The 21,330-nt window shown below is 72.6% G+C and carries 16 protein-coding genes; 13 read left to right on the top strand and 3 right to left on the bottom strand.

All coding sequences use genetic code 11. The features are described from left to right. Nucleotides 1–17: 17 nt before the first annotated feature. Nucleotides 18–3,167, bottom strand: a complete 3,150-nt coding sequence (locus tag ACIBVP_RS41765) for a hypothetical protein (protein WP_396112145.1) — start codon at nucleotides 3,165–3,167, stop codon at nucleotides 18–20. Between the two features lie 14 nt (nucleotides 3,168–3,181). After that, nucleotides 3,182–3,940 carry a Pvc16 family protein gene (locus ACIBVP_RS41760; RefSeq protein WP_396112144.1) on the bottom strand — a complete coding sequence of 253 codons (759 nt, stop codon included), beginning with the start codon at nucleotides 3,938–3,940 and terminating at the stop codon, nucleotides 3,182–3,184. 67 nt (nucleotides 3,941–4,007) lie between these two features. Between ACIBVP_RS41760 and ACIBVP_RS41755 the strand changes: the two genes are divergently transcribed. Genes ACIBVP_RS41755 through ACIBVP_RS41695 form a run of 13 tightly spaced genes read left to right on the top strand, consistent with a single transcriptional unit; the run spans nucleotide 4,008 to nucleotide 18,511 of the window. Continuing rightward, nucleotides 4,008–5,543 carry a phage tail sheath family protein gene (locus tag ACIBVP_RS41755; protein ID WP_396112143.1) on the top strand — a complete coding sequence of 512 codons (1,536 nt, stop codon included), beginning with the start codon at nucleotides 4,008–4,010 and terminating at the stop codon, nucleotides 5,541–5,543. Nucleotides 5,544–5,572: 29 nt separating this feature from the next. Then, a complete protein-coding gene (locus tag ACIBVP_RS41750; RefSeq protein WP_396112142.1) occupies nucleotides 5,573–6,040 on the top strand; it encodes a phage tail protein in 468 nt (155 codons plus the stop codon). After that, complete coding sequence (locus ACIBVP_RS41745; RefSeq protein ID WP_396112140.1) at nucleotides 6,037–6,429, top strand: phage tail assembly protein; 393 nt, start codon at nucleotides 6,037–6,039, stop codon at nucleotides 6,427–6,429. The genes ACIBVP_RS41750 and ACIBVP_RS41745 overlap by 4 nt, the downstream gene beginning before the upstream one ends. Further along, nucleotides 6,426–6,605: a DUF6760 family protein gene (locus tag ACIBVP_RS41740; RefSeq protein ID WP_396112139.1), complete on the top strand. Its 180-nt coding sequence runs from the start codon at nucleotides 6,426–6,428 to the stop codon at nucleotides 6,603–6,605. The genes ACIBVP_RS41745 and ACIBVP_RS41740 overlap by 4 nt, the downstream gene beginning before the upstream one ends. A gap of 14 nt (nucleotides 6,606–6,619) precedes the next feature. Next, nucleotides 6,620–9,760: a DUF4157 domain-containing protein gene (locus ACIBVP_RS41735; RefSeq protein ID WP_396112137.1), complete on the top strand. Its 3,141-nt coding sequence runs from the start codon at nucleotides 6,620–6,622 to the stop codon at nucleotides 9,758–9,760. A gap of 13 nt (nucleotides 9,761–9,773) precedes the next feature. Beyond that, on the top strand, nucleotides 9,774–10,235 hold the full coding sequence (locus ACIBVP_RS41730; RefSeq protein ID WP_396112136.1) for a phage tail protein: 462 nt from the start codon (nucleotides 9,774–9,776) through the stop codon (nucleotides 10,233–10,235). Between the two features lie 28 nt (nucleotides 10,236–10,263). Then, complete coding sequence (locus ACIBVP_RS41725) at nucleotides 10,264–10,734, top strand: phage tail protein (protein ID WP_396112135.1); 471 nt, start codon at nucleotides 10,264–10,266, stop codon at nucleotides 10,732–10,734. Nucleotide 10,735: 1 nt separating this feature from the next. Further along, nucleotides 10,736–11,587, top strand: a complete 852-nt coding sequence (locus tag ACIBVP_RS41720) for a LysM peptidoglycan-binding domain-containing protein (protein WP_396112134.1) — start codon at nucleotides 10,736–10,738, stop codon at nucleotides 11,585–11,587. Next, on the top strand, nucleotides 11,584–14,010 hold the full coding sequence (locus ACIBVP_RS41715) for a phage baseplate assembly protein V (protein ID WP_396112133.1): 2,427 nt from the start codon (nucleotides 11,584–11,586) through the stop codon (nucleotides 14,008–14,010). Before ACIBVP_RS41720 ends, ACIBVP_RS41715 begins: the two co-directional genes overlap by 4 nt. 13 nt (nucleotides 14,011–14,023) lie before the next feature. Next, on the top strand, nucleotides 14,024–14,434 hold the full coding sequence (locus ACIBVP_RS41710) for a GPW/gp25 family protein (protein WP_396112132.1): 411 nt from the start codon (nucleotides 14,024–14,026) through the stop codon (nucleotides 14,432–14,434). Continuing rightward, nucleotides 14,434–16,386, top strand: a complete 1,953-nt coding sequence (locus ACIBVP_RS41705; RefSeq protein WP_396112131.1) for a putative baseplate assembly protein — start codon at nucleotides 14,434–14,436, stop codon at nucleotides 16,384–16,386. The genes ACIBVP_RS41710 and ACIBVP_RS41705 overlap by 1 nt, the downstream gene beginning before the upstream one ends. Beyond that, nucleotides 16,383–16,931, top strand: a complete 549-nt coding sequence (locus ACIBVP_RS41700) for a phage tail protein (protein WP_396112130.1) — start codon at nucleotides 16,383–16,385, stop codon at nucleotides 16,929–16,931. Before ACIBVP_RS41705 ends, ACIBVP_RS41700 begins: the two co-directional genes overlap by 4 nt. Next, nucleotides 16,928–18,511 (top strand): NADase-type glycan-binding domain-containing protein, encoded by a 1,584-nt coding sequence (locus ACIBVP_RS41695; protein ID WP_396112129.1) that lies wholly within the window; start codon nucleotides 16,928–16,930, stop codon nucleotides 18,509–18,511. The genes ACIBVP_RS41700 and ACIBVP_RS41695 overlap by 4 nt, the downstream gene beginning before the upstream one ends. Before the next feature lie 4 nt (nucleotides 18,512–18,515). Here the strand turns inward: ACIBVP_RS41695 and ACIBVP_RS41690 are convergent, their stop codons facing one another. Beyond that, nucleotides 18,516–21,239 (bottom strand): BTAD domain-containing putative transcriptional regulator, encoded by a 2,724-nt coding sequence (locus tag ACIBVP_RS41690; RefSeq protein WP_396112128.1) that lies wholly within the window; start codon nucleotides 21,237–21,239, stop codon nucleotides 18,516–18,518. Between the last annotated feature and the right edge of the window lie 91 nt (nucleotides 21,240–21,330).

Below are 21,330 nucleotides of genomic sequence, written 5' to 3'. Positions count from 1 at the left end.
AAACACCCTGGGAGCGGTCAGGAACCCGGCCACCACCGGTACAGCGCGGAGTCCGGGTCGTGCCTGCGGCGGGAGGTGGTGAGCAGCACGAGCCCGCCGACGACGAGGAGTGCGACACCGGCGGCGACGTACCCTGCGACGCTCGCCCCGGTCCACGCCAGCCCGTCACCGCCGCTCTCCGCCGCGTCCGCGTCCCGGCCGGTGCCGGTCGTGCCGCCCGCTGTCCCGTCGTCGTCGCGCACCGGGTCGAGGGGGTCGTCGCCCGGTGCGGGCGCCGGGGCCGCCTGTCCGGCGGCCAGCCGCACCGTCGCGTCGTCGGCGCCGTCCAGCGGCGGACCGGTGTCGCCGCTGCCCGGCAACGGTTCCGCCCGGTAGCCGGCGACGTTGGTCAGCTCCGTCGTGCCTTCGTCCGACGGGGTGGTGACCGTGCACCGCACGCCGTGCGCGGCGCCTGCCCGCAGCCCCGAACCGGGGAGGGTGAAGTCGCAGTCGGGTGCGTTGTCGTTGGTGACCGCCACGGTCAGCGGCACGTCCCCGATGTTGCGCACGGTCACGGCGAAGTCGACCGGCTCGCTGTGCCTGGCCTGCTCGGGCTCCGCGGTGGTGCTGATCGTCATGGCCGGGTTGGTCACCACGACCCTGGCCGGTGCCGTGCCGACCCGCATGACCCGGTCGTACCGGTCGACCGCGGCCGCGAACGCCTGGTTGTCGAACGTCCGGTCGGGGGCGGCTGTGCAGGACACGGACGCGGACTCCCCGGGTGCGAGCTCGGCGACCGGGGCCGGTACACAGTCGGGCGGCATCGTGGGGCTGGTGACACGCACGTCGCGCACCGGCCCGTCCTCCTCGGTGCCGACGTGCTCGACGGTGAAGGTGAGCGTCACCTCGTCGCCGACGCGGACGGTCGTGCGGTCGGCCTGCTGGCGCAGCGCGATGAACGGTTCGAGCACCGTCACCGTGACCGGTTCCGCCTTCGCCTGGACCGGGTCGCCGTTGACGTCGAGCGCCTCCGCTGTCGCGATGACGTCCCTGGTCGCGACCGGTGCGGCGGTGCAGGAGGTCGTGGCGGTCTCGCCGGGGCCGAGCCGGGCGACGGGTTCCGCGGCGCACAGGTCGTCCGCGGTCACGCGCACGTCCGTGAGGGTCTCGTCGGGGTCGGTGCCCGGGTTGGTGACGGTGAACGTCAGCTCTGTGGTGCCGCCCCGGTAGATCGTGTCGGGCTCGACCGCCGTCGCGACGGTGACCTCGGGCGCGATGACGTTGACCGTCACCCGGTCGCTGTCGACGGTGACCACGCTGCCGTCCTCCGTGGTGGCCCGCAGCGTGCCGCCGCTCTCGAACGCGGTGTCGGGCGCGACGACGGCGCAGGTGAACTCCATCGTGGTGGCCGCGCCCAGCGTGGTGCCGGGCGCCGCGCAGTCCGGTGCGGCGCTGTCGGTGTAGACGAGGTCGTGCACCGGGGACGTCGTGTTGTTCCGCAACCGCACCGCGAACTCCACCGTGGCCCCTGCGCGGGTCACCAGCCGGTCGGGCATCCGCGTGACCGCCAGGTCGGACGGGATCACCTCGACGTGCGCCGCGGTCCGCGCCGCCACCGTGCGTGCGGTGCCGTCCGCCCCGGCGAGGTAGGACCCCCGCACCTGCGCGGGCAGGTCGAACGCGGCGGCCTCGGTCACCGGCCGGACGCAGGTCGCGGTGGTCGACGTGCCGGGTTCGAGCGCGGGCAGGACCGTCGGCACGCACCGGGTGCCGTCGCCGGGCGCACCGACCAGCAGGGTGACGTCGGTCAGCGGCAGACCGCCGTCGTTGGTGATCTCGACCTCGAACGTGGCGAGCGAACCCTCGGCGACCGGCGCCGACGGCCCGGTCATCGTGACCGCGACCGACGGGGTTACGGACGCGGACATCACGAGGTTGCCCAGCACCACGAAGTCGGTCACCGAGTCCAGCCCCACCTCGACGTCGCCCGTGTCGTTGTCGGCCAGTGCCGGGCGGACCGTCTTCGCGTCCACGCTGAGGTTGTTGACCGTCTCCGCACCGACCGCGCAGGACCGGAAGAAGTCGGCGGCACCGTCGCCGGTGCACGGCTCCACGACGGGTACGCCGTCGACGGTCATGGTCTCCTCGCCCTGCCGCCGGTCCCCGTCGAACGCCGTGACACCGATCGCCACGTCGGCGGTGGAGCGGTGCGGTGCGAGACCGGGCAGCAGCACGCTGGACCCGGTCAGCACGGGCACGAGGCCGGGCAGCACACCGTCGAGCAGCGGCACGCCCGGCAGCAGCGGCTCCAGCAGACCCGGCAGCAGCACCCCGCTCCTCGGCAGGTCGTCGTTGTAGATGTCGACGACCCGGGGCCGGGGGTGGTCGGCGGTGGGTTGCCCGTGGTCGAACACGACCGTGAGCGACCAGCCGCCAGCGCACCCCGGCCCGGTCGGCACCCACACGTTGCCGACCGTGACCGGTACCGCGACACCGGTCGGCATGTCGGCGAACGCCGGGGTGACGTCCGCCCACGCCGTGTAGACCTGGCTCGGCTCGGCCTGCCCGTCGGTGGTGCGGAAGGCGTCCGGGGCGGGGCTCGCGGCGACGGCGGCACGGCCGGCGACGGAGACGCTCACGGCCTGGTCCGCCGGGTCGGCGGCCGCGGGCGGCGGTGGCGCCTCGCCCTGCAGCAGCAGCGGACGCACGCAGTTGACGCCGGAGAACCCGATGAACCGCCCGGTGTGCCCACCCCAGGTGAGCTGGGCGTGCCGCACCACGGCGCCCGGCGGCACGGTGATGGTGGCCGTGCTGGAGTCGAACGTCTCCTGCCGGTCGTCGACGTCGGCGTGGTGCAGGTAGTAGCCGTTGTTGTTGGACGTGGTGTCGAGCAGCCCGCCCGCGACGTCGCCGCCCGACGTCGCCGCCGCGCACTCGGCGGGGCTGTGGTCGCCCGCGGTCTCCCCGTCGGCCGGGCAGCGCAGCACGCTGTTGCCCGCGAGCAGGAAGTCGCCGTACACGGCGTCCCGGAAGGAGGGGGTGAGCCGCGGGCTCGGCGGCGGGGGCAGCAGGCTCGGCTCGGCCACCTGCTCGGTGGGTGGGACGGTGGCCGGCCGGTCCGCGCCGAGACCCAGGAAGGGAACGGTCACGAGCAACGCGAGCAGGACCACGGTGGCGTGTCGGGACACAGTCGCTCCTCGGGTCAGTGTTCGACGACGGTGGGGCGTTGCCTGCGTCGTGGTATCGCGGGTGGAGGTTGCGCGGCGTCCGCCGACCTGGTCAGGTCGTGCACGTCCAGTTCGCGGGTGCGCACCGGTGGCGCGACCTGCCGCACCCGCTGCGGCAGCGCGGGCGCGGACACCGTGAGCACGAGGTTGGTGCGCATGGGGGTGCCGATGGCGCTCCACACGTCGGGGGCGTGCGGGGATGGCGACCACCCCATCCGCATCGGCAGGGCGGTGTCGAGGTGCACCAGCGCGCCACGCAGGTGCTCACCGCTCAGGCTGTCCCGTTCCGCGTGCGCGCCGAGCACCGCGCCGAGCAGCTCGAACTCCTCGTTCGTGTCGGCCGCCCACGCGGTCACCAGGTACGAGAGCTGGTAGGTGCGGACCGGCGACACCGTGCCTGCCACCCGGCCCTCCGCGTCGACGACCCGTACCCGCGCGCCGGCCAGCCCCTCCAGGTCCTCGGCCACCGCGTACAGGAACAGGTTGACGAGCCCGGCACCGCTGGGCCGCCGCTCGATGCGCGCGAGGGCACTCGGCGGATCGAACCCGATCCCGGTCCCGGGGGACAGTTCGGAGGCGAGCCACGCACGGAGGGAGGATGCGATGTCAGCCAGCACATCCCGCAGTGTGTGACGGTGCGCGGAGTCGGGCAGCGCGGCCACGGCCCGCTCGGCGACCACGATCCGTTGTCCTGACGGGCAACCGGCGTTGGCTGTGCGGTTGCGCGTGCGCACCCTTCGCCTCGGCCGCGCCGGTGCCACTCTCGTCACGAGTGGTCCCCCGCTGCAACTGGGAGTGTCGATGCCCAACTACCTGGCTCCAGGCGTGTACGTCGAAGAGGTGTCTTCCGGGTCGAAACCCATCGAGGGCGTCGGCACAGCCGTCGCGGGGTTCGTCGGCTTCGCGGAGAAGGGCCCCGTCTCCGAGCCGACGCTGATCACCAGCTGGACGCACTACACCCGGGTCTTCGGCGGTTTCGTCGAGGACGCGTACCTGCCGCACTCGGTGTACGGGTACTTCCTGAACGGTGGCGGCGCGGCCTACGTCGTCCGGCTGCCGGAAACCGCCGGTGCCGGTGCGAACGGGAGCGCGGCGCCCCGAGTGGCGGTGCCCGCGTCGTCCGAACAGGACGATCGGCCCGCGTTCAGTGTCGAGGCGCTCAACGCCGCGCAGGCAGGCCAGTTCTCCGTCGCCATCGCCGACGCCAGCGAGTCGGCCGAGGACGGTTTCCGGCTGGACGTGCTGCGCGACGGCAAGGTGGTCGAGTCGTTCGACAACGTGACGGCGAAGCGCGGGCCGCGCAACGTCGCGACCGTGGTGGCCAAGCAGTCGAAGCTGATCGCGTTGGAACAGAGCAAGACCGGCACGGCGGTCGCGCCGCGCAGGGACGCGGTGGTGTCGCTGGGCACGTCCGCGTCGGACGCGGTGGCGGTGACACCGAGCACCTACGTCGGCGACGCGGTGGAGCGCACGGGCATCGGCGGTTTCGAGGCCATCGACGAGATCACCATGGTGCTCGCCCCGGACCTGCTCTCGGCCTACCAGCGCGGCCTGATCGACGCCGACGGGGTGAAGGCGGTGCAGCTCGCGATGATCGCGCACTGCGAGCTGATGTCCGACCGCGTCGCGATCCTCGACCCGCCGCCCGGCATGAACTCCCAGCAGATCAAGCACTGGCGCAGCGAGGTCGCGGGCTACGACTCGAAGTTCGCCACCCTGTACTGGCCGTGGATCACCGCGCTGGACCCGACGACGGGCCGTGCGATCTCGTTGCCGCCCAGCGGGCACATGGCGGGCATCTGGGGCCGCAGCGACGAGACCCGGGGCGTGCACAAGGCGCCTGCCAACGAGGTCGTGCGGGGCGTGGTGGCGCTGGAGAAGGCGATCAGCCGGGGCGAGCAGGAACAGCTCAACCCCGGTGGCGTCAACTGCATCCGGGCGTTCCCCGGCCAGGGCATCCGGGTGTGGGGTGCGCGGACGCTCTCCAGCGACCCGGAGTGGCGTTACATCAACGTGCGGCGGCTGTTCAACTTCATCGAGGAGTCGATCCTCAACGGGACCAACTGGGTGGTCTTCGAACCCAACGACGAGTACCTGTGGGCCTCGGTGCGCCGGGTCGTCGGCGCGTTCCTGCAACGGATCTGGCGCAGCGGTGCGCTGATGGGCCGCGCGGCCTCCGACGCCTACTACGTCAAGTGCGACGAGGAGAACAACCCGCCGGAGTCCCGCGACGCGGGCAACCTGATCATCGAGATCGGGGTCGCCCCGGTCAAACCCGCCGAGTTCGTGGTGTTCCGCATCGCCCAGATGCCGCAGGGCCCGGCCCTCGAAGAGTGAGCAAATCCCAGAACGGTTTGGAGTGAACCATGGCGTTGCCCCGTGTCTCGACCGCGAGCACCAACACCAACACCCTCGTCAGCGCGGCCCGGTTCGTGATCACCGCGGACCGGATGGCGGAGATCTCGTTCTCCGAGCTGTCCGGCATCACCTCCGAGGTGGAGGTGGCCGAGTACCTGTCGAGCAACCGGCTCGGTGTGTCGCTGTCCAAGCAGTTCGGCCGCACCAAGCCGGCGACCGTGGTGCTCAAGCGCGGTGTCGACCAGGACCTGGCGTTGTGGACGTGGCACCAGGAGGTGCTGGCCGGGCAGCCGACCGCCCGGCGCAGCTGCTCACTGATGCTGCTGGACATGGCGGGCGTGATCAAGCAGACCTACGACCTGATCAACGCCTGGCCGTCCAAACTGGACATCTCGGCGATGAGCGCGGGTGACAGCAAGCCGTCGATCGCGACGGTCACGCTCACCTGTGAGCAGATCGACGTCAAGCAGCGATGACCACCGCCGTCACCGAACAGCCGGGGCTGCGCACCGAGTTCCCCTTCACCCTGCCCCGCGGCTACGTGGACGAGGAAGGCAGGGTGCACCGGGACGGCGCGCTGCGGCTCGCGACGGCGAAGGACGAGCTGACCGCGCAGGCCGAGCCGCTGGTCCGGCAGAACGCTTCGTACCTGACCATCTACCTGATCATGCGGACGCTCACGCGGCTCGGCTCCCTGCCGGTGGTCGACCGGTTCGTGGTCGAGCACATGTTCGCCTCCGACCTCGCGTTCCTGCAGGACCTGTACCGGCGCGTCAACCAGTTGGGACACACCGAGGGCGAGGTCGCGTGCCCCAAGTGCGAGCACCGGTTCCTCGTCGACGTGGCCGGTGAGGCCGCGCCGTGACCGGGCCCGTGGTCGAGGAGTCCGACCGGCTGTGGGAGGAGATCGTCTACATCGCCTACTACCTGCACTGGTCGTTCGACTCGATCCTCGAACTCGACCACCGGACGAGGGCACGGGTGATCGAGGAGATCGCCGCCATCAACGCCCGTGTGGACGAGACGCCGGAGCGGTACTGACAGAGGAGCTCGCGATGAAGTGGTGGCCGTGGCGCCGGCAGGCGCGGGACGCGGACCCCGTCACGGGTGCGCCGTCCGCCGTGGCGCGCCCCGCGGGCGCGTGGCGGTCGCTGCCGCCGCTGCCCGCGATCCTGTCCGGTAGCGCACCGCTGACGATTCCGTCCGTCGCCCCCAGTCTCCTGGACCGCCTGACGCTGCCGGAGCCGGTGCTGTCACGCCGAAACGGCCCGGTGGGCAGGGTGCTCGGCCTCGTCACGGCCGTGCCCGGTCCAGCGGTCCGCGACGGTGACCGGGCCGCGCTGCCGGTCCATCGCCGCGGCGGCCCGGCGGACGGGTTCGAGGCGCCGGACCCGCTCCCGGACGCCGGTCCGCGAGCCTTGCCCACCCGGTCCGGTGACGTCCCGGAAAGCCCGCTCACCGTGGCCGCACCGCGGTGGACGGCACCGCCGACGGCGCCGGCCACGCCGTGGACACCGTCAGAGTTCCTGCACCGGGCGTACGCGGAGAAGGACCGCCTGCTGGCGCGGTCCTACCTGGAGGCCAACGGCGAGGCGCAGCCACGCCCCCACGTCGCCGCCACGCGTGCGGACGACGAGGGGCACGTGGCGGCGGGACCGGCCGACGTCCCGTTGGCTCCGGCGCCGCCGGTTTCGGTGCCGGAGCCCGGGTCCCGGCCACCGGCGGCCCGGCGGGCGTCGCTCGCGCAGGCCCGGCGCCAGGGGCTGACCCTCAGGCAGGCATCCACCACACCGCCGCCGAGCGCGTCCGCCGCGGACCGGGCGGTCCAGGAGACCGAGCAGCCGGACCTGCCCGGGGAGCACGAACCTCCCGGTCCGGCGACGGACCAAGCGGCAGGCAATGCCGAGCCGCTGCCGGAGGCGTCCAGCGGGCGGGCGGAGGCAGCTGTGGAGTCGGGGCCGGTGGAGCCGCCCGGGCCGCGATCGGCGTCGCGACGGGACGAACGACGGCCGGACGTACCGGAGGAGCCGCGACCGGTGGGAGGGGAAGCCCGTTCGGAGGTTCCTCGGGAGGGGGTGGAACAGGAGGTGGCGCGGGCCGGGGCACCGCGGGAGCCCCGGCTGACGGCGGGGGAGGAGCAACCACGGACGGCACCGCCGGAAGCAGGACAGGAGACAGCGCGGGAGGTCGTGCGGGAAGCGTCGCGGGCGCGGCAGGAGGGCGTCGAGGACGCGCGGCACGAGACCGTGCACGAGGCGCCACCGGTGCGGCGGGAAGCCCTGCGGGTCGCGCGGCGGGAGGCTGTGGCGGAGACACCGCGGCAGGCATGGCGGGAGGTCCGGCAACAGGCTCCGCGGCAGGTGCGAGACGCCCGGCCGGTGGTTCACGACAACGCGCGGCGCGACGCGCGACAGCCGGCGCCGCAGGAGGTGCTGCCCGTGCGGCGGCGGGAGGTGACGCGGGACCAGGCGCGATCCGCGGCCCCGAGGGACACGGCCGAGGACTGGCAGCCGGAGGACGCGGGCTCGTCGCCGCCACGGGATGGCATGGTGCCGCCACGGGATGGCATGGTGCCGGATGCCGGGGTAGCGGACGACCCTGCCGGTGGTGCCGCCGACAACCCTGTCGATGACCCTGTCGACAACTCTGTCGACGACTCTGCCGGTGACCCTGCCGGTGACCCTGTCGACAACCCTGCCGACAACCCTGTCGATGACTCTGCGGACAACCCTGCCGGTGACCCTGTCGATGACTCTGCGGACAACCCTGTCGACAACTCTGCCGGTGACCCTGCCGACAACCCTGTCGACAACCTTGCCGACAACCCTTTCGATGACTCTGCCGACAACTCTGCCGACAACTCTGCTGGTGACTCTGCCGACGACCCTGTGACGCAGCCGGGAGATGTGGTGATCGCCGAGGGAACTCACGGCCGGCCCGGTCGGCTGCCGGACGTCGTGCGGCTCGTCGACCCGCGCCGTGGCGCACCGGCGCCCGACGGCCGGTCCTCCGTTCCGCTTCGGCCGTACTGGCCCGGCGAACCCAGGCAGCGCGCGCACCCGGAGCCCGTGGTGAACGCGGTCACTCCGCCGGGGCGCGGCGCGACCGTGCCCGCGGGACTCCCGAACGCGGTCGTCCGGTGGCCGGTACCGGTTGGTGGCGTCGAGAACGTCCCGTCGAGCCGGGCGCAGTTCGCCATGGGGAGCGGTCCATCGGACGATGAGTCCGGTTCGGACGGACCGGGGATCGTCGAGGAGCGTGCACCGTCCTCGGTGGTGCGTCCGGTGGAGCTCGCGGTCGGGGTCGACGTCTCGGACGTGACGGTGCGGCGGGGACGGGACGTCACCGCCATGTCGCACCGGCTCGGCGTCCGCGGCTACACCGACGACAACGTGGTGTACGTGCCGGACGACGTCGGCGCGCTGGACAGCACCATGGCCGCGCCCTTGCTGGCGCACGAACTCACCCACGCCGCACAGCAACGCAAGCTCGGGTCGGCGCTCCCCTCCCAGGGGTCGGCCGCCGCGACACAGCTCGAGCAGGACGCGGTCAAGGTCGAGCGTTGGGTGGCGGACGGCGCGAGTGGATCCCCACCCACCCTGGTGCACCCGGTCGGCACGGCCAACCAGCAAACGCAGAACCCGAAGGGCAGTGGCAAGCGGTACCGGGTGGACGACGTGCTGAAGAGCTTCTCCAAGTCACCACTCAACAGGCCGAACCTGAACGTGCACACGATCTTCGCGGAGTTCGACCCGGACACCGGGCAGAGCCGCATGCCCGAGGGGATGGACAGGAAACCGGTACTGGACGTCTCGTCGCTGTTCGGGTCGGACCCGTTCGACCTCGACGCCGAGGACGACGGTACGGGAGAAGGCGGCACGGAAGACGGCGGCACGGAGGACGGTGGCACGGGGGACGGTGGCACCGGAGTGGACAGGCCGGACGCCGACGACGCGGGTGGTGGCGGGAAACCGTCCGGCAGCGGGTGGGAGTTCGACGAGGCGACCGTCGCGAAGCTCGCCGACGCGATCGCGGACCTCTACGCCGACGAGCCGCCGCGCCGGTGGTTCGACCTCGACGACGTCGACGACTTCGAGGAACTGGCCGGGCGCATTCACCACGAGCTCATGAGCCGCATCCGGCTCGACATGGTCGTCGACCGCGAACGGTCCGGCACGCTGCTCGACTTCGGCTGACAGGAGAAGGCACATGCAGGAGGCGGGGTCCAACGGGCGGGCGTTGCTGCACGGGATGGCGCACCGGTTCGCCGTGACCGCGGGTTCGCGCGACCTCGGCGCGTGGTCCAAAGTGTCCGGTCTGTCGGTCAAGTGGGACGTGGCCGAGTACCGCAGGGGCGACTCGGGTCACGTCGACCGGTTCGCGGGCATCCCACGCTTCGACGAGGTCAAGCTCAGCCGGGCCGCGGACACGACGGGCACGACCGCGGTCCAGGCGTGGCTCGACGAGGTGCACGCGTACGGCGGCGTACCGGAGGAAGGCGCGGTGGAGATGCTGACCTCGGCGGGGCTGCCCGTGGCGACGTGGACCCTGCACGACATGTTCCCCAAGGCCTGGCAGATCAGCGAGTTCGACGCGACGACCGGACGGGTCGCGATGGAGACGCTCACCATTGTCCACAACGGATTTCTGACCGGGGCGCATCGGGCCTGACGAAGCACGCGGCAGAGAGGAGCACGATGTGACGCGGACGGGAACACGGCCCGGGATGGGCATGACCATGCGGTTCAGCGTGTCCGTCGGCGGGATCAGCCTCGGTGAGTGGGCGTCCTGCGCGGGCCTGGACGTCAGGGCGAAGGTGCACCGGTTCTACGACCACGGCGAGTACACCTTCCAGCGGATCCTGTTCGCCGACGTCGAGTACACGCCCGTCAAGCTGACGCGGGTGATCGACTCCTCGTCCACCGCCGTGCGGGACTGGGTGAAGGACAAGTGGTCCACCTTCGGTCAGCCGGGCGCCATGCCGATGGTGGTGGGCATGTTCCTCGGGGATGACGCGACGATCCGCCTCCTCGACGCGGAGTGGCGGGAGGTCACCTCCTGGGAGCTGCGAAACGTCTACCCCTCCGGCCTGACGGGTCCTTCCCTGGACGCGGACAAGGCGAAGGTGGCGACCGAGACGCTCGAGCTCGTGCACGAAGGGTTTCTGTGACATGGTCTCCGGACGCACCGTCTCCAACCTCACCAACGCCGCGGGCCTGGTCACGGGCAACGCGAAGGCGACCCTCACGGCCGAGTCCGGCGGGCTCCCGGTGGTGTTCGGGCTCAACCCCGAGTCGGTGAGCGTGCAGAAGCGGAACACCACCGAGGGCAAACGGGGAGTGGTCAAACACAGCTTCGAGGACGCACTCAAGGGCACCAGCAACATCCGGTGGAAGCTGACCAACGCGCACCTGTTCGGCGTCCTCACCAAGTCCTCTGTGGACAGACTCATCGGCTGGGCCACCCCCGCCCCGATCGACGCCGTGGCGGCGTACCACCTCGGGTCGTACTCGGCGGCGGCCGCCATCAAGTCGTTCGCGGACGAGGCCATCGCGAGCAAGACGGCGAACGCGGTTTCGGGCGGCGACGCGCCGCCCGAAACGAAAGGACCGGAGGTGACCGGTTCGACGCCGGTGTTCTTCCGTCTGCCGGTCCTGCTGTTCAGCTGGGGGCTGTCCGGTCCGGCGGGGCGCAACCTGCCGGTGACGCTCGAGTACGTGTCGGTCAAGTACAAGAGGTTCGACGACTACGGCATCCCGGTCTGGGCCACGGTCGAGGTCGACCTGGTCGAGTACGTCGTCGGCAAGCCGAGGACCAACCCGACCTCCGGCGGCGTGCCGGGGCGCACCCGTCACGTGGTGACCCAGGGCGAGAACGTCGTGCAGATCGCAACCCGCGCCTACGGCAGCCCCAACGCGTGGCGCGCGGTCACCGAGGCGAACCGCATCGACGACCCCCTGCGGGTGCGGCCCGGCAGGCGGCTGGCGATCCCGCCCGCAGGCGACATACAGGAGACGCGATGACCGACACCGAAGAGACCGTCGCCAACACCGAGGCGACCGGGCGGCCCAGTGTCTCGGTCGACGGGACACCGCTGCGCGCCGACCTCGCGGCCCGACTGCAACGGGTGGTGGTGGACAACGACGCGCACCTGCCGGGCATGTTCGAGCTGACGTTCCTCGACGCGGACGGCAAGAGCCTGAGCGAGGCACGGATCTCGATGGGCTCCGCGATCACGGTCACCGGTGCCGGCCCGTCCGGCACGGCACTCACGTTGGTCACCGGCGAGGTGACCGGGCTCGAGGCGCAGCTCCGCGGGATGACCCTGCGCACCGTCGTGCGGGGCTACACCGCCGAGCACCGGTTGCAGCGGGCCAAGCGCAGCCGCAGCTTCATCAACGTGACCGACTCCGACGTCGCGCGCCAGATCGCGACCGAGGCCGGCCTGACCGTGGGCGACGTGCGGTGTAGTGGGTTCACCCACGGCTATCTCGCGCAGGTGAGCCAGACCGACTGGGAGTTCCTCGCCGCACGCGCACGGGAGACCGGCTGCGAGTTCGGTGTGGTGGCGGACCGGTTCCACTTCCGGCCCTCGGGCGACGTCCCGTCGGCACAACACGTCGCGATCGCCTACCCGGACGACCTGATCAGTTTCCGGCCCCGGATCACCGCGGGCAACCTGACCCCCGACGTCGAGGTGCGCGTCTGGGATCCCATGGCCCGCAAGGCGGTGGCGGAGAACGTCCGGATGGCTTCCGGAGGCACGAACTCGCCGTCGTCCCTCGGAGAGCGGTTCACCGCGCGCGGCGCGGCGGCCGGTCTCGGCGGTGCCGCGGGCGCCGCGGTCTCCGGCGATCTGGGCGGTGTCGCGAGTGGACTCGGTGGTGCCGGAGGTGGGCGGGGTGGCTCGGGCACGGTCGGCGGCATGCTGGGGTCGCCGGTCGGTTATCTCGGCCCGCGGCCGAGCGCCACGGCGAACGTACGGGCCGACCGGCCGTTCGCGAACGCGGCGTCGATGCCGACCGCCGGACCGACCGTGGCCGCGGCCTTCGGGAGCGCGGCAGGCGGCACCTTCGCCGAGGCGGAAGGCGAGGTGAAGGGCAACGCGGCCGTGCAGCCCGGGGCGGTGCTCGACATCTCCGGCGTACCGGCGGAGTTCGGTGGCACGTGGCGGGTGTCCCGCGCCAGGCACGTGTTCGACGACCTCGAGTACGGGTACCGGGTGATCTTCTCGGCACACGGCAGGCAGGACCGCACCGTGTCCGGGCTCGCGTCGAAGGCGGCGCCCGCCACCGACCGCGCCAAGCTGTCCGGCGTGGTGTGCGGGGTAGTCAGCAACTGCGCCGACCCGCTCGCCAAGGGCCGGATGAAGGTCACGTTGCCGTGGCTGTCGCCGGACTTCGAGACCGACTGGGCACCGAACATACAGTTCATCGCCGGGCAGAAGACCGGCGCGATGTTCCTGCCCGAGATCGGCGACGAGGTGCTGGTGGCGTTCGAGTTCGGTGACGTCCGCAGGCCCTACGTGCTCGGCGGCATGATGAACAACCTCACCCAGTGGGACGTGTCGGCGTCGGGGCCGTTGCAGGCGGGCGGCGAGTTCGTCTCGGGGATCGTCGACAGCATCCTGAACGAGGACGCGAACATCTTCACCACCCTCGCGGACACGTTCAACGCGCAGATGGCCATGGGCACCGGGCTCGCGAAGACGGTGGTCGGCAACGTCGCGGGCACGGCGGGCTTCATGACCGGCGGTCTCGTCGACACCAGTTCCGTCGGGGCTGCGTACGGCGAAGCGGCCGACGCCAACCTCGCCATGTACACCAACGCCGCCAACACGGTGGCCGACGGGCTCAGCGGGATCGGTGGCGGTGGCGGTGCTCGCGGTGGTTCCGCGGCGGGATCGGTGGTGACACCGGGGATGGTCAGCGAGGTGCACCACCGGGGTTACGTGTCGAGCACTGGCAACTCGTTGCTGTTCTACGACGTGCCGCTGCCGATGGGCGCGGCGGCGGGCGCCACCGCGGACCAGTCCGGCTCCGCCGACACAGGCTCGACCGGCAGCACGACCGGCAGTTCGACCGGCGGCACGGGCAAGAGCACGGGCGCCGGGGCCGCGGGTGCCGGGCTGGGCACGCCCGCGATCGGTTCGTCCGTCCGGCTGGGCAGCCAGAACGGTGAGGTGTCGGTGACCGTCGACCAGGTCAACGCCGGGGTGAGCATCAACGCGGCGATGGTGCCCGGCACGTCGGTCAACCCGATGCCGAGCGTCTCCCTGTCGGCCGACAACGGCCTGGTACTCCTGAGCGCGGGCACCGCGGGCGCGGCGATGATCAACGGCGGGGCGGGGATGGCCCTCTCCGCGACCGGCACCATCACGCTGACCGCCGAGAACGTCAACGTCGTCGGTCTGTTGACCGTCAACGGGATTCCAGTCCCGATCTGAGCGAGGAGGTCCGGTGTCCCAACACGACGAGTTCGTCGGCCGGGGATGGTCGTTCCCGCTCGACTTCACCGTCAACGGCACCATCGCCACGGCGGGCGGTCCGCGCAAGCTGGAACAGGCCATGGCGCTCGTGCTCAACACCTACCCGGGGGAACGGCCGTTCCGCCCCCGGTTCGGGTCCCGGCTGCGGGACTTCACGTTCGAGGGCGCGAGCGTCGCGGTGTTCGCGGCCGTCGAGAGCGAGGTCCGCAAGTCGCTGGACCTGTGGGAGCCCAGGGTCGCCGTCGAGGACGTCGCGGTCCGGGCCGACCCGGACCAGCCGTCCCTGCTGCTGATCGACATCACCTACCGGATCAAGGGCGAGAACGACGAGCGGAACCTGGTCCACCCCTTCTACACGATTCCCGAAGAGGGAGACTACTGATGGTCCTTCCCGCGCCGAGTCTCGACGACCGCCGCTTCCAGGAGTTCGTCGACGACGCGAAGAAGTACGTGATGCGCCGGTGTCCGGAGTGGACGGACCACAACGTGTCCGACCCCGGCGTCACGCTCATCGAGACGTTCGCGTTCATGACCGAGCAGCTCTGCTACCGCCTCAACCGGGTGCCGGACCGCCTCTACGTGAAGTTCCTGGAACTGCTGGGACTGCGGATGCTCCCGCCCACCCCCGCCGAGGTGGGGGTGACGTTCTGGCTGTCGACACCTGCCCGCGCGCCGCTGGTCATCCGGGCCGGCACCAAGGTGTCCACCACCCGCACGGAGAGCGACGACGCGATCGTCTTCTCCACCGTGGCGGACCTGCCGCTGCGGCCGACCGCCATCGCCGCGGTGCGGCGGGTCGTCGGCGCCGGTGTGGGCAGCGAGAACCAGACCGCGGTGGTCGAGCTGGGCAAGGAGTTCGCGGCGTTCAGCGAACCGCCGCGGCTGGACGACGTGCTGCTGATCGGCCTGGTCGACGAGGCACCGTCGTGCGCGGTGCGCGTCGACATCGACTGCGGCACCTCCGGTGTGGGCGTCAACCCGCTGCACCCGCCGATCGTGTGGGAGGCGTGGACGGGGGACGACTGGGCGGAATGCGAGGTGACGACCGACGAGACCGGCGGGTTGAACCGGCCGGGTCGCGTCGTCGTGCACGTCCCGGAGTCCCACCGGGCGAGCGTGATCGACGAGCAACGCGCCGGGTGGCTGCGGATCAGGGTGGTCGACCCGTTGCCCGGCCAGCCCGCGTACAGCTCCAGCCCGGTCGTGCGGGCCATGCGGTCGGGCACGGTCGGCGGCACGGCGACCGCGGTGCACGGCGAGCTGGTGGAGTTCGAGGAACTCGGCGAGTCCGAGGGCACGCCGGGACAGCGGTACTCCCTGCTGCGCGCCCCGGTGCTCGCCGGCGCCCACGCGCCGGTGCTCGAGGTCGCGACCGACGACGGCTGGCAGGAGTGGACGGCGGTGGACAACTTCGCCGCCTCCGGCCCCGACGACCGGCACTTCGTGCTGGACGCGGTCGGCGGCGAGGTCGAGTTCGGCCCGGCGGTCCGCCTCCAGGACGGCGGGCTGCGACGGCACGGTGCGGTGCCCCCGCGGGGGACGCGTATCCGCATGCGCCGCTACTACCACGGCGGCGGCGTCGGCGGGAACGTCGCGCGGTTCGCCGTGGACACGCTGAAGGCGTCCATCCCGTTCGTGGCCGGGGTGACGAACCTGCACCCCGCCGCGGGCGGTGTCGACGGGGAGACCCTCGAAGAGGCGAAGGCACGCGGCCCGATCATGCTGCGCACCCGCAGCAGGGCGGTGACCGCCGAGGACTACGAGGCGATCGCGCGCGAGGCGGCGCCGGAGGTGGCGCGCATCCACTGCGTGACCGCGGGCGAGGACGACGTCCCGACGGGCTCGGTCAAGGTGCTGGTGGTCCCGGCGGCCGCGCACCGCAACGGCGAGCTGGCCTTCGCCGACCTGGTGCCGGGCGAGGCCACGCTGGCGCGGATCGCGGACCGGCTGGAGGAGGTCCGCCTGGTCGGCACGAGGGTGCTCGTCGAACCGCCGCGCTACCGCGGCGTCACGGTGGTCGCCCGCCTCGTCGCGCGGACCCGCCTCGACCCGGACGAGGTCCGGGCACACGCCTTGCGCGCGCTGTACGGCTACCTGAACCCGCTCACCGGCGGCGCCGACGGCACGGGCTGGGCCTTCGGCCGCCGTGTGACACACGGGGAGGTGTTCGCGTTGCTGCAGTCCGTGCGCGGGGTCGACGTGGTCGAGGACGTGCGGCTCTACGGCGCCAACCCCGTCACCGGCGAACGCGGGAGCGAGAGCACGCGCCTGTCCGTCGGCCCGGGCGGGCTGGTCTTCTCCTTCGACCACCAGGTGCGGGTGGAGACGACATGACCGCGCCCACCGCCACCGAGGCGCCACCGCTGCCGTCGCCGTACCCGCTGATCGACTACCTGCCCGCCGTCTACGCGCGGAGCCAGGGTGCCGTGCGGTGGACCGCGGGTTTCGACGACGTGCTGGCCTCCCTGATCAACGTCATCGACTGCGTGCACGCCTACGTCGACCCGCTCCTGGCGCCCGAGGAGTTCGTGCGCTGGCTGTCGAGCTGGTTCGGTGTGCTGCTCGACGAGAGCTGGCCGATGGCGGCACAGCGTGCGGTGGTCGCGGAGGCGGTCGACCTGTTCCGCATGCGCGGCACGATGGCCGGGCTGCGCAGGCACCTGGCGGTCGTGGTCGACGGCGACGTCGACATCGAGGAGAGCGGCGGGGTGTCGTGGTCGGTCCGCCCCCGGCCCGCGCTCCCCGACGACGGCGAGCACTGGGTGCGGGTGGTGGTCCGTCCCCGCGAGCCGTCGCAGGTCTCCGAGGAGGCCGTCGCCGCGGTCGTCCGGGCCGCCAAACCGGTGCACGTCGCGCACACGCTGAGAGTGCTCCCATGATCGTCTGCACGATGTGTGGCAACCACAACGACGAGACGCACGCCTTCTGCGGCGACTGCGGCCGGTTCCTCGAGTGGAACGGCGAGAAGGTGACCCCGCCGCCCGAGGTCGTGGTGGTGGTGGCGGAGCCGCCGCCCGCGGTCGAGGAGAAGCTGACGTGGTGGCAGCGGGTGCGCAGAAGGATCCGCTCCTGGTTGCCCGCCCGCGTCCGGGTGGAACCGCGCACGTCGTCGGCGTCGGCGGTCGCGGCGTGGACGTCCGAGTCGGAACCGCCGCCACCACCCGAGGCACCACCCGCGGAGAAGCCGCCACCGCCACCCCCGCCGGGGGGGAAGGCCCCGCCACCTCCACCGGGTGCGAAGGTCCCGCCGCCGCCTCCGCCGGGTGGGAAGGTCCCGCCGCCGCCTCCGCCGGGTGGGAAGGCTCCGCCGCCGCCTCCGCCGGGTGGGAAGGTCCCGCCGCCGCCTCCGCCGGGTGGGAAGGCTCCGCCGCCGCCTCCGCCGGGTGGGAAGGTCCCGCCGCCAGGTGGGACGGTCCCGCCTCCGGCGCCGGGTGCGAAGGCTCCGCCGCCTCCACCGGGTGCGAAGTCGGTGCCGCCGAGCGGAAAGGTGCCGTCGCCACCGGCCGCGGCCTCGGCGGCAGTGGACAGTGTGGACGGTGTCGACGTGGGCTCCCCGCCCCCGGCGCCGGAACTGGTGTCCGCGCTCGCCCAGCCCGTCGACGGGCTCGCCACCGCGCGCCCGGAGGAACCGCCCGAGCTGGCACCCGCTCCGGCCGTCAAGAAGACCCGTGCCGTCGTGCGGACCAAACCGAGCAGGCGGCTCGAACCGGACGACCTCGTCTGCGCCGCCTGCGGGGAGGGCAACGCGCCGTCGCGGAACTTCTGCAGCCGGTGCGGCGAGACCCTCGCCGACGCCGGTGTCGTGCGGCTGGTGTGGTGGCGTCGCCTGTTCCGGCGGCGGCGGCGGAAGTACCCGCTCGGCACGAGACCCGGCGCGAAGGGCACCCGGGGCCGCCGCTCGTGGTTGATGAAGCTGACGTTCCGGCGGCTCCGGGCCGCGCTGGTGCTCGTCGGGCTGACGCTCGGCCTGGTGTACGCCGTCTACCCGCCGTTCCGCGCGGTGGTGATCGACAACGCGCGCGCGGTGTACCGCAAGATCGTCCCGACGATGGACCCGGTCCGCCCGGCCTCGCTGACGTCGGTCCACGCGCTCCCGGGGCACGACTCCAGGCTGCTCATCGACACCTACGACGACACCTACTGGGCCGCCGAGCTGGCCGGCAACCGGCCGAAGATCACGGTCCGCTTCGACGAGAGCCACCTGCTGCGCTCGATCATCATCCACTCCGGCGCGGCGGACGAGTTCACGGAGAACGGCAGGCCGTCGATCCTGCGGCTCACCTACAGCACCGGGAAGAGCGAGAACGTTCTCCCGCTCGACACCAGAGGAGAGCAGACCCTCGCGCTGTCCAACGCGACGCTGGTGACGTCGGTGACCATCGAGGTGGTCGACGTCTACAGCGGGACGGAACGGCGGACGGTGGCGATCAGCGAACTGGAGTTCTTCGCGCTCAAGTAGCCCATCAGCCCTCCGCGAGGAGGGCCCGGTAGGCGTCGTGCGCGCGGGACGCGCCGTCGGTGTCGCCGAGCCGTGCGCGGGCTTCGGCGAGCACCGTCCACAGGCGGTGGTCGAGGTCGTCGATGGCGAGCGCCCGCTCGCACAGCGCCGCGGCGGCGGCCGGGGCACCGGTGTCGAGCTCCAGGCTCGCGAGACTGACCGCCACGCCCATCGCCTCGCCGCGCAGCGACTCGCGCCTGGCGAGGAGCCACTCGGCGGAGCCTTCCTCGGCCAGCAGCTCGCCCCGGTAGAGGTCGAGCACCCTGGTGCCGATCTCACGCACCTGACGCGGGTCGTGTGGCCGTCGCCGCCCTCGCCACTCCCGCATCGCGGCGGCGAACTCCACGACGTCCACGGTGGACCCCTCGGGTAATCGCAGCAGGTAGGCGCTGCCGTGGCGGACGATCCCGCCGTGCCGCTCGTCCGGCAGGTGCGTGCGGAACAGCGTGCGCAGGCTGGAGATCGCGACCTGGAGCCGTCGTTTCGCCGGCTTGAGCGCCGTGTCCGGCCACAGCACCGCCGCCAGCCGCTCCTCGTGGATCGGCTGGCCGTAGTGCACGGCGAGCAGCCGCAGCAGCCGCCGGGCCTGCGCGCGCAACCCGTCGAGCGGCACCGGCTCGCCCGCCACCTCCACCTCGAACGTGACGAAGCAGCGGACCGCGACGGGCGGCGTCTGGACGGTCGGCGCCACAAGTGCCAGCGGGGACCGCCGCGTGGCGGCCGGAGGCGTGCTGAGCACGGCGATGATCGCCGGGCAGTTGTGGTCGGCCATGTCCCGCGCCCACGGCCGGTCCGGTGCGGTCGCGGCGAGGGCCGGGTCGTCGGCCTCCAGCCGTTCGACCTCCGGGCCCACCAGTGCCCGCAGCCACATCTCCAGCAGCGGGGCGCGCATCCGCCGCAGCCGCACCAGGGTGCGCCGCAGGACCGCGGGGTCGCGGGGCTGCCCCGCCCGCAGCTGGCCGATCAGCAGCACCAGCATCACGATCAGGCAACCCCAGTCGTCGCCCGCCGCCTCGAACTCCGCGTGCGCCGCGGTGGCGTCCGCGCACGCGGCGGGTTCCAGCACGGCGGTCGTCGCCCGCGCGATCCTGGCCAGCCACAGCCAGCCCTCCGCCTCCGCCTCCCCGGCCAGCGCGTAGAACTGCGCGACGGTGCCGCGCCCGTACACCGCGGTGGTGATCGCGGTGACGAGCAGCCGCGCCGCGAGCGACGCGAACGGCGCCGCGACACCGGTGAGCGGCTCGGCGAGTTCGACGGCGGTGTCGATCCGCCCGTCGACCATCGCCGCCACCGCGCGGGCGAGGACCCATTCCGGGCTCGCCGACGGCACCGCGTGGGCCATCATCCTGGCCGGGTGTTCCCGCAACGCGTCCGTCAGGTGGCCGATCACGTCGTAGTCCACCGGGGGTGACCCGGTCTCGGCGTGGTCGCGCATCGAGTGCGAGGCCGCCGTGCGTTCGTGTTCGCACTGCCAGCGCAGCGGCCCGTCGGGCAGCCGGGCAGCGGCCTCCGCGTAGTGTGCGTGGGCCTCGGTGAAGCGGCCTGCCGCGCGCAGCCGCCGTGCCTCGGCCAACTCGACCCACGGGTCGTCGAGCCCGGTGACGGTCAGGCCGTACTCGTGGGCGAGGCGGGCGGCGGTGACCCAGTCCCCGGCGTGCGCGGCGCACCGGTGGGCGTCGGCCGGCTTGCCGGCGTCGAGCAGGAGCGCCATCGCCGTCTGGTAGGTCTGGCGGGTGCGGTGCGGGCCGCGGCGTTCGGCGAGCCGCAGTTCGAGCAGCGTGCCGAGCAGCGCGTGGAACCGGAACTCGGTCAGTCCGACGTGGAACGTCAGCGCCTCCCGCGCGGCGAGCTCGGCGAGGTTGTCCTCGCTGTCCTCGGCGCCGAGCAGCGCGTCGCACAACGGGCCGCTGAGGCGGCCGAGCGGGCTGACGTCGACCGCGAACTCGCGCAGGGCGGGCGGCAGCGCGCCGAGCACGGCGCAGGTGAGGAACTCGCGCAGCCGTTCCGAACGCGGCACGGGGTCGCGGAGCACCGCGTCGCGCTCGGCCCCGGACAGCCACGCGGTGTCCAGGTGCAGGTGGCGCAGCGCGGAAGGTAACCCCTCGACCCGCGCGCACAACGCCTCCGGGTCGGCCACCGGCGCCAGGTAGACGGTCTCGAACAACCGGGCGACGTCGTCGGGGGTGAACCTGAGCTGCCGGTAGCTCAACCGGTACACCGGGCCGGGCACGGCGGACAGGTCGAACGGCCGGGCGTCCCGGGTGGTGACGACGAACCGCACGTGGTCCGGGGCCTCGGCGAGCAACCGGTTCAGGTCGGCGAGATCCGCCGGTGTGCGTAACGCGTGGACGTCGTCCACGACGACCGTCACGGGGGTGCCCGCGCGGCCGAGGTCGTCGACCAGCTCGGACATGCCGGCCGCGGACGAACCGGTGAGCGCGGCCAGCTCGCGTGCCAGACCGCTCCTGGCGAGGTGGGTGCAGCGGAGGAGGACGTACCGCGTGTCCGCGTCCGCGGCGGCCACCAGCTGACCGGCGAGGACCGACTTGCCGGAGCCCGGCGGCCCGGTGAGCAACACCAGCCGCGCGCCCGCGGCGCCGCGGAGGTCGGTGAGCAACGTGTTCCGTTGGAGCAGACCGCCGCGGTGGTCACGCGCGGTCGGGGTTCTGCCGGGGTCGCTGGTGAGCACGTCGTCGACTGTGCCTCGCGCACCCGGACAGGTCAGCAGACGATCTGCCCACCACGCCGGGCGCACCGTGGGCAACTCGCACACCGCACGG

It is taken from the genome of Actinophytocola sp. NPDC049390 (assembly GCF_044466355.1).
Lineage (GTDB): Bacteria > Actinomycetota > Actinomycetes > Mycobacteriales > Pseudonocardiaceae > Actinophytocola.
The sequence above is the reverse complement of the archived record's forward strand: the minus strand, read 5'-3'. Positions and strand labels throughout refer to the sequence as shown.

Bases quoted from the DNA above. Each gene is read 5' to 3' on its own strand.
- ACIBVP_RS41700 (WP_396112130.1), top strand. From the start codon at position 16,383: ATGACCGCGCCCACCGCCACCGAGGCGCCACCGCTGCCGTCGCCGTAC.
- ACIBVP_RS41755 (WP_396112143.1), top strand. From the start codon at position 4,008: ATGCCCAACTACCTGGCTCCAGGCGTGTACGTCGAAGAGGTGTCTTCC.
- ACIBVP_RS41735 (WP_396112137.1), top strand. From the start codon at position 6,620: ATGAAGTGGTGGCCGTGGCGCCGGCAGGCGCGGGACGCGGACCCCGTC.
- ACIBVP_RS41745 (WP_396112140.1), top strand. From the start codon at position 6,037: ATGACCACCGCCGTCACCGAACAGCCGGGGCTGCGCACCGAGTTCCCC.
- ACIBVP_RS41750 (WP_396112142.1), top strand. From the start codon at position 5,573: ATGGCGTTGCCCCGTGTCTCGACCGCGAGCACCAACACCAACACCCTC.
- ACIBVP_RS41695 (WP_396112129.1), top strand. From the start codon at position 16,928: ATGATCGTCTGCACGATGTGTGGCAACCACAACGACGAGACGCACGCC.
- ACIBVP_RS41715 (WP_396112133.1), top strand. From the start codon at position 11,584: ATGACCGACACCGAAGAGACCGTCGCCAACACCGAGGCGACCGGGCGG.
- ACIBVP_RS41705 (WP_396112131.1), top strand. From the start codon at position 14,434: ATGGTCCTTCCCGCGCCGAGTCTCGACGACCGCCGCTTCCAGGAGTTC.
- ACIBVP_RS41730 (WP_396112136.1), top strand. From the start codon at position 9,774: ATGCAGGAGGCGGGGTCCAACGGGCGGGCGTTGCTGCACGGGATGGCG.
- ACIBVP_RS41720 (WP_396112134.1), top strand. From the start codon at position 10,736: ATGGTCTCCGGACGCACCGTCTCCAACCTCACCAACGCCGCGGGCCTG.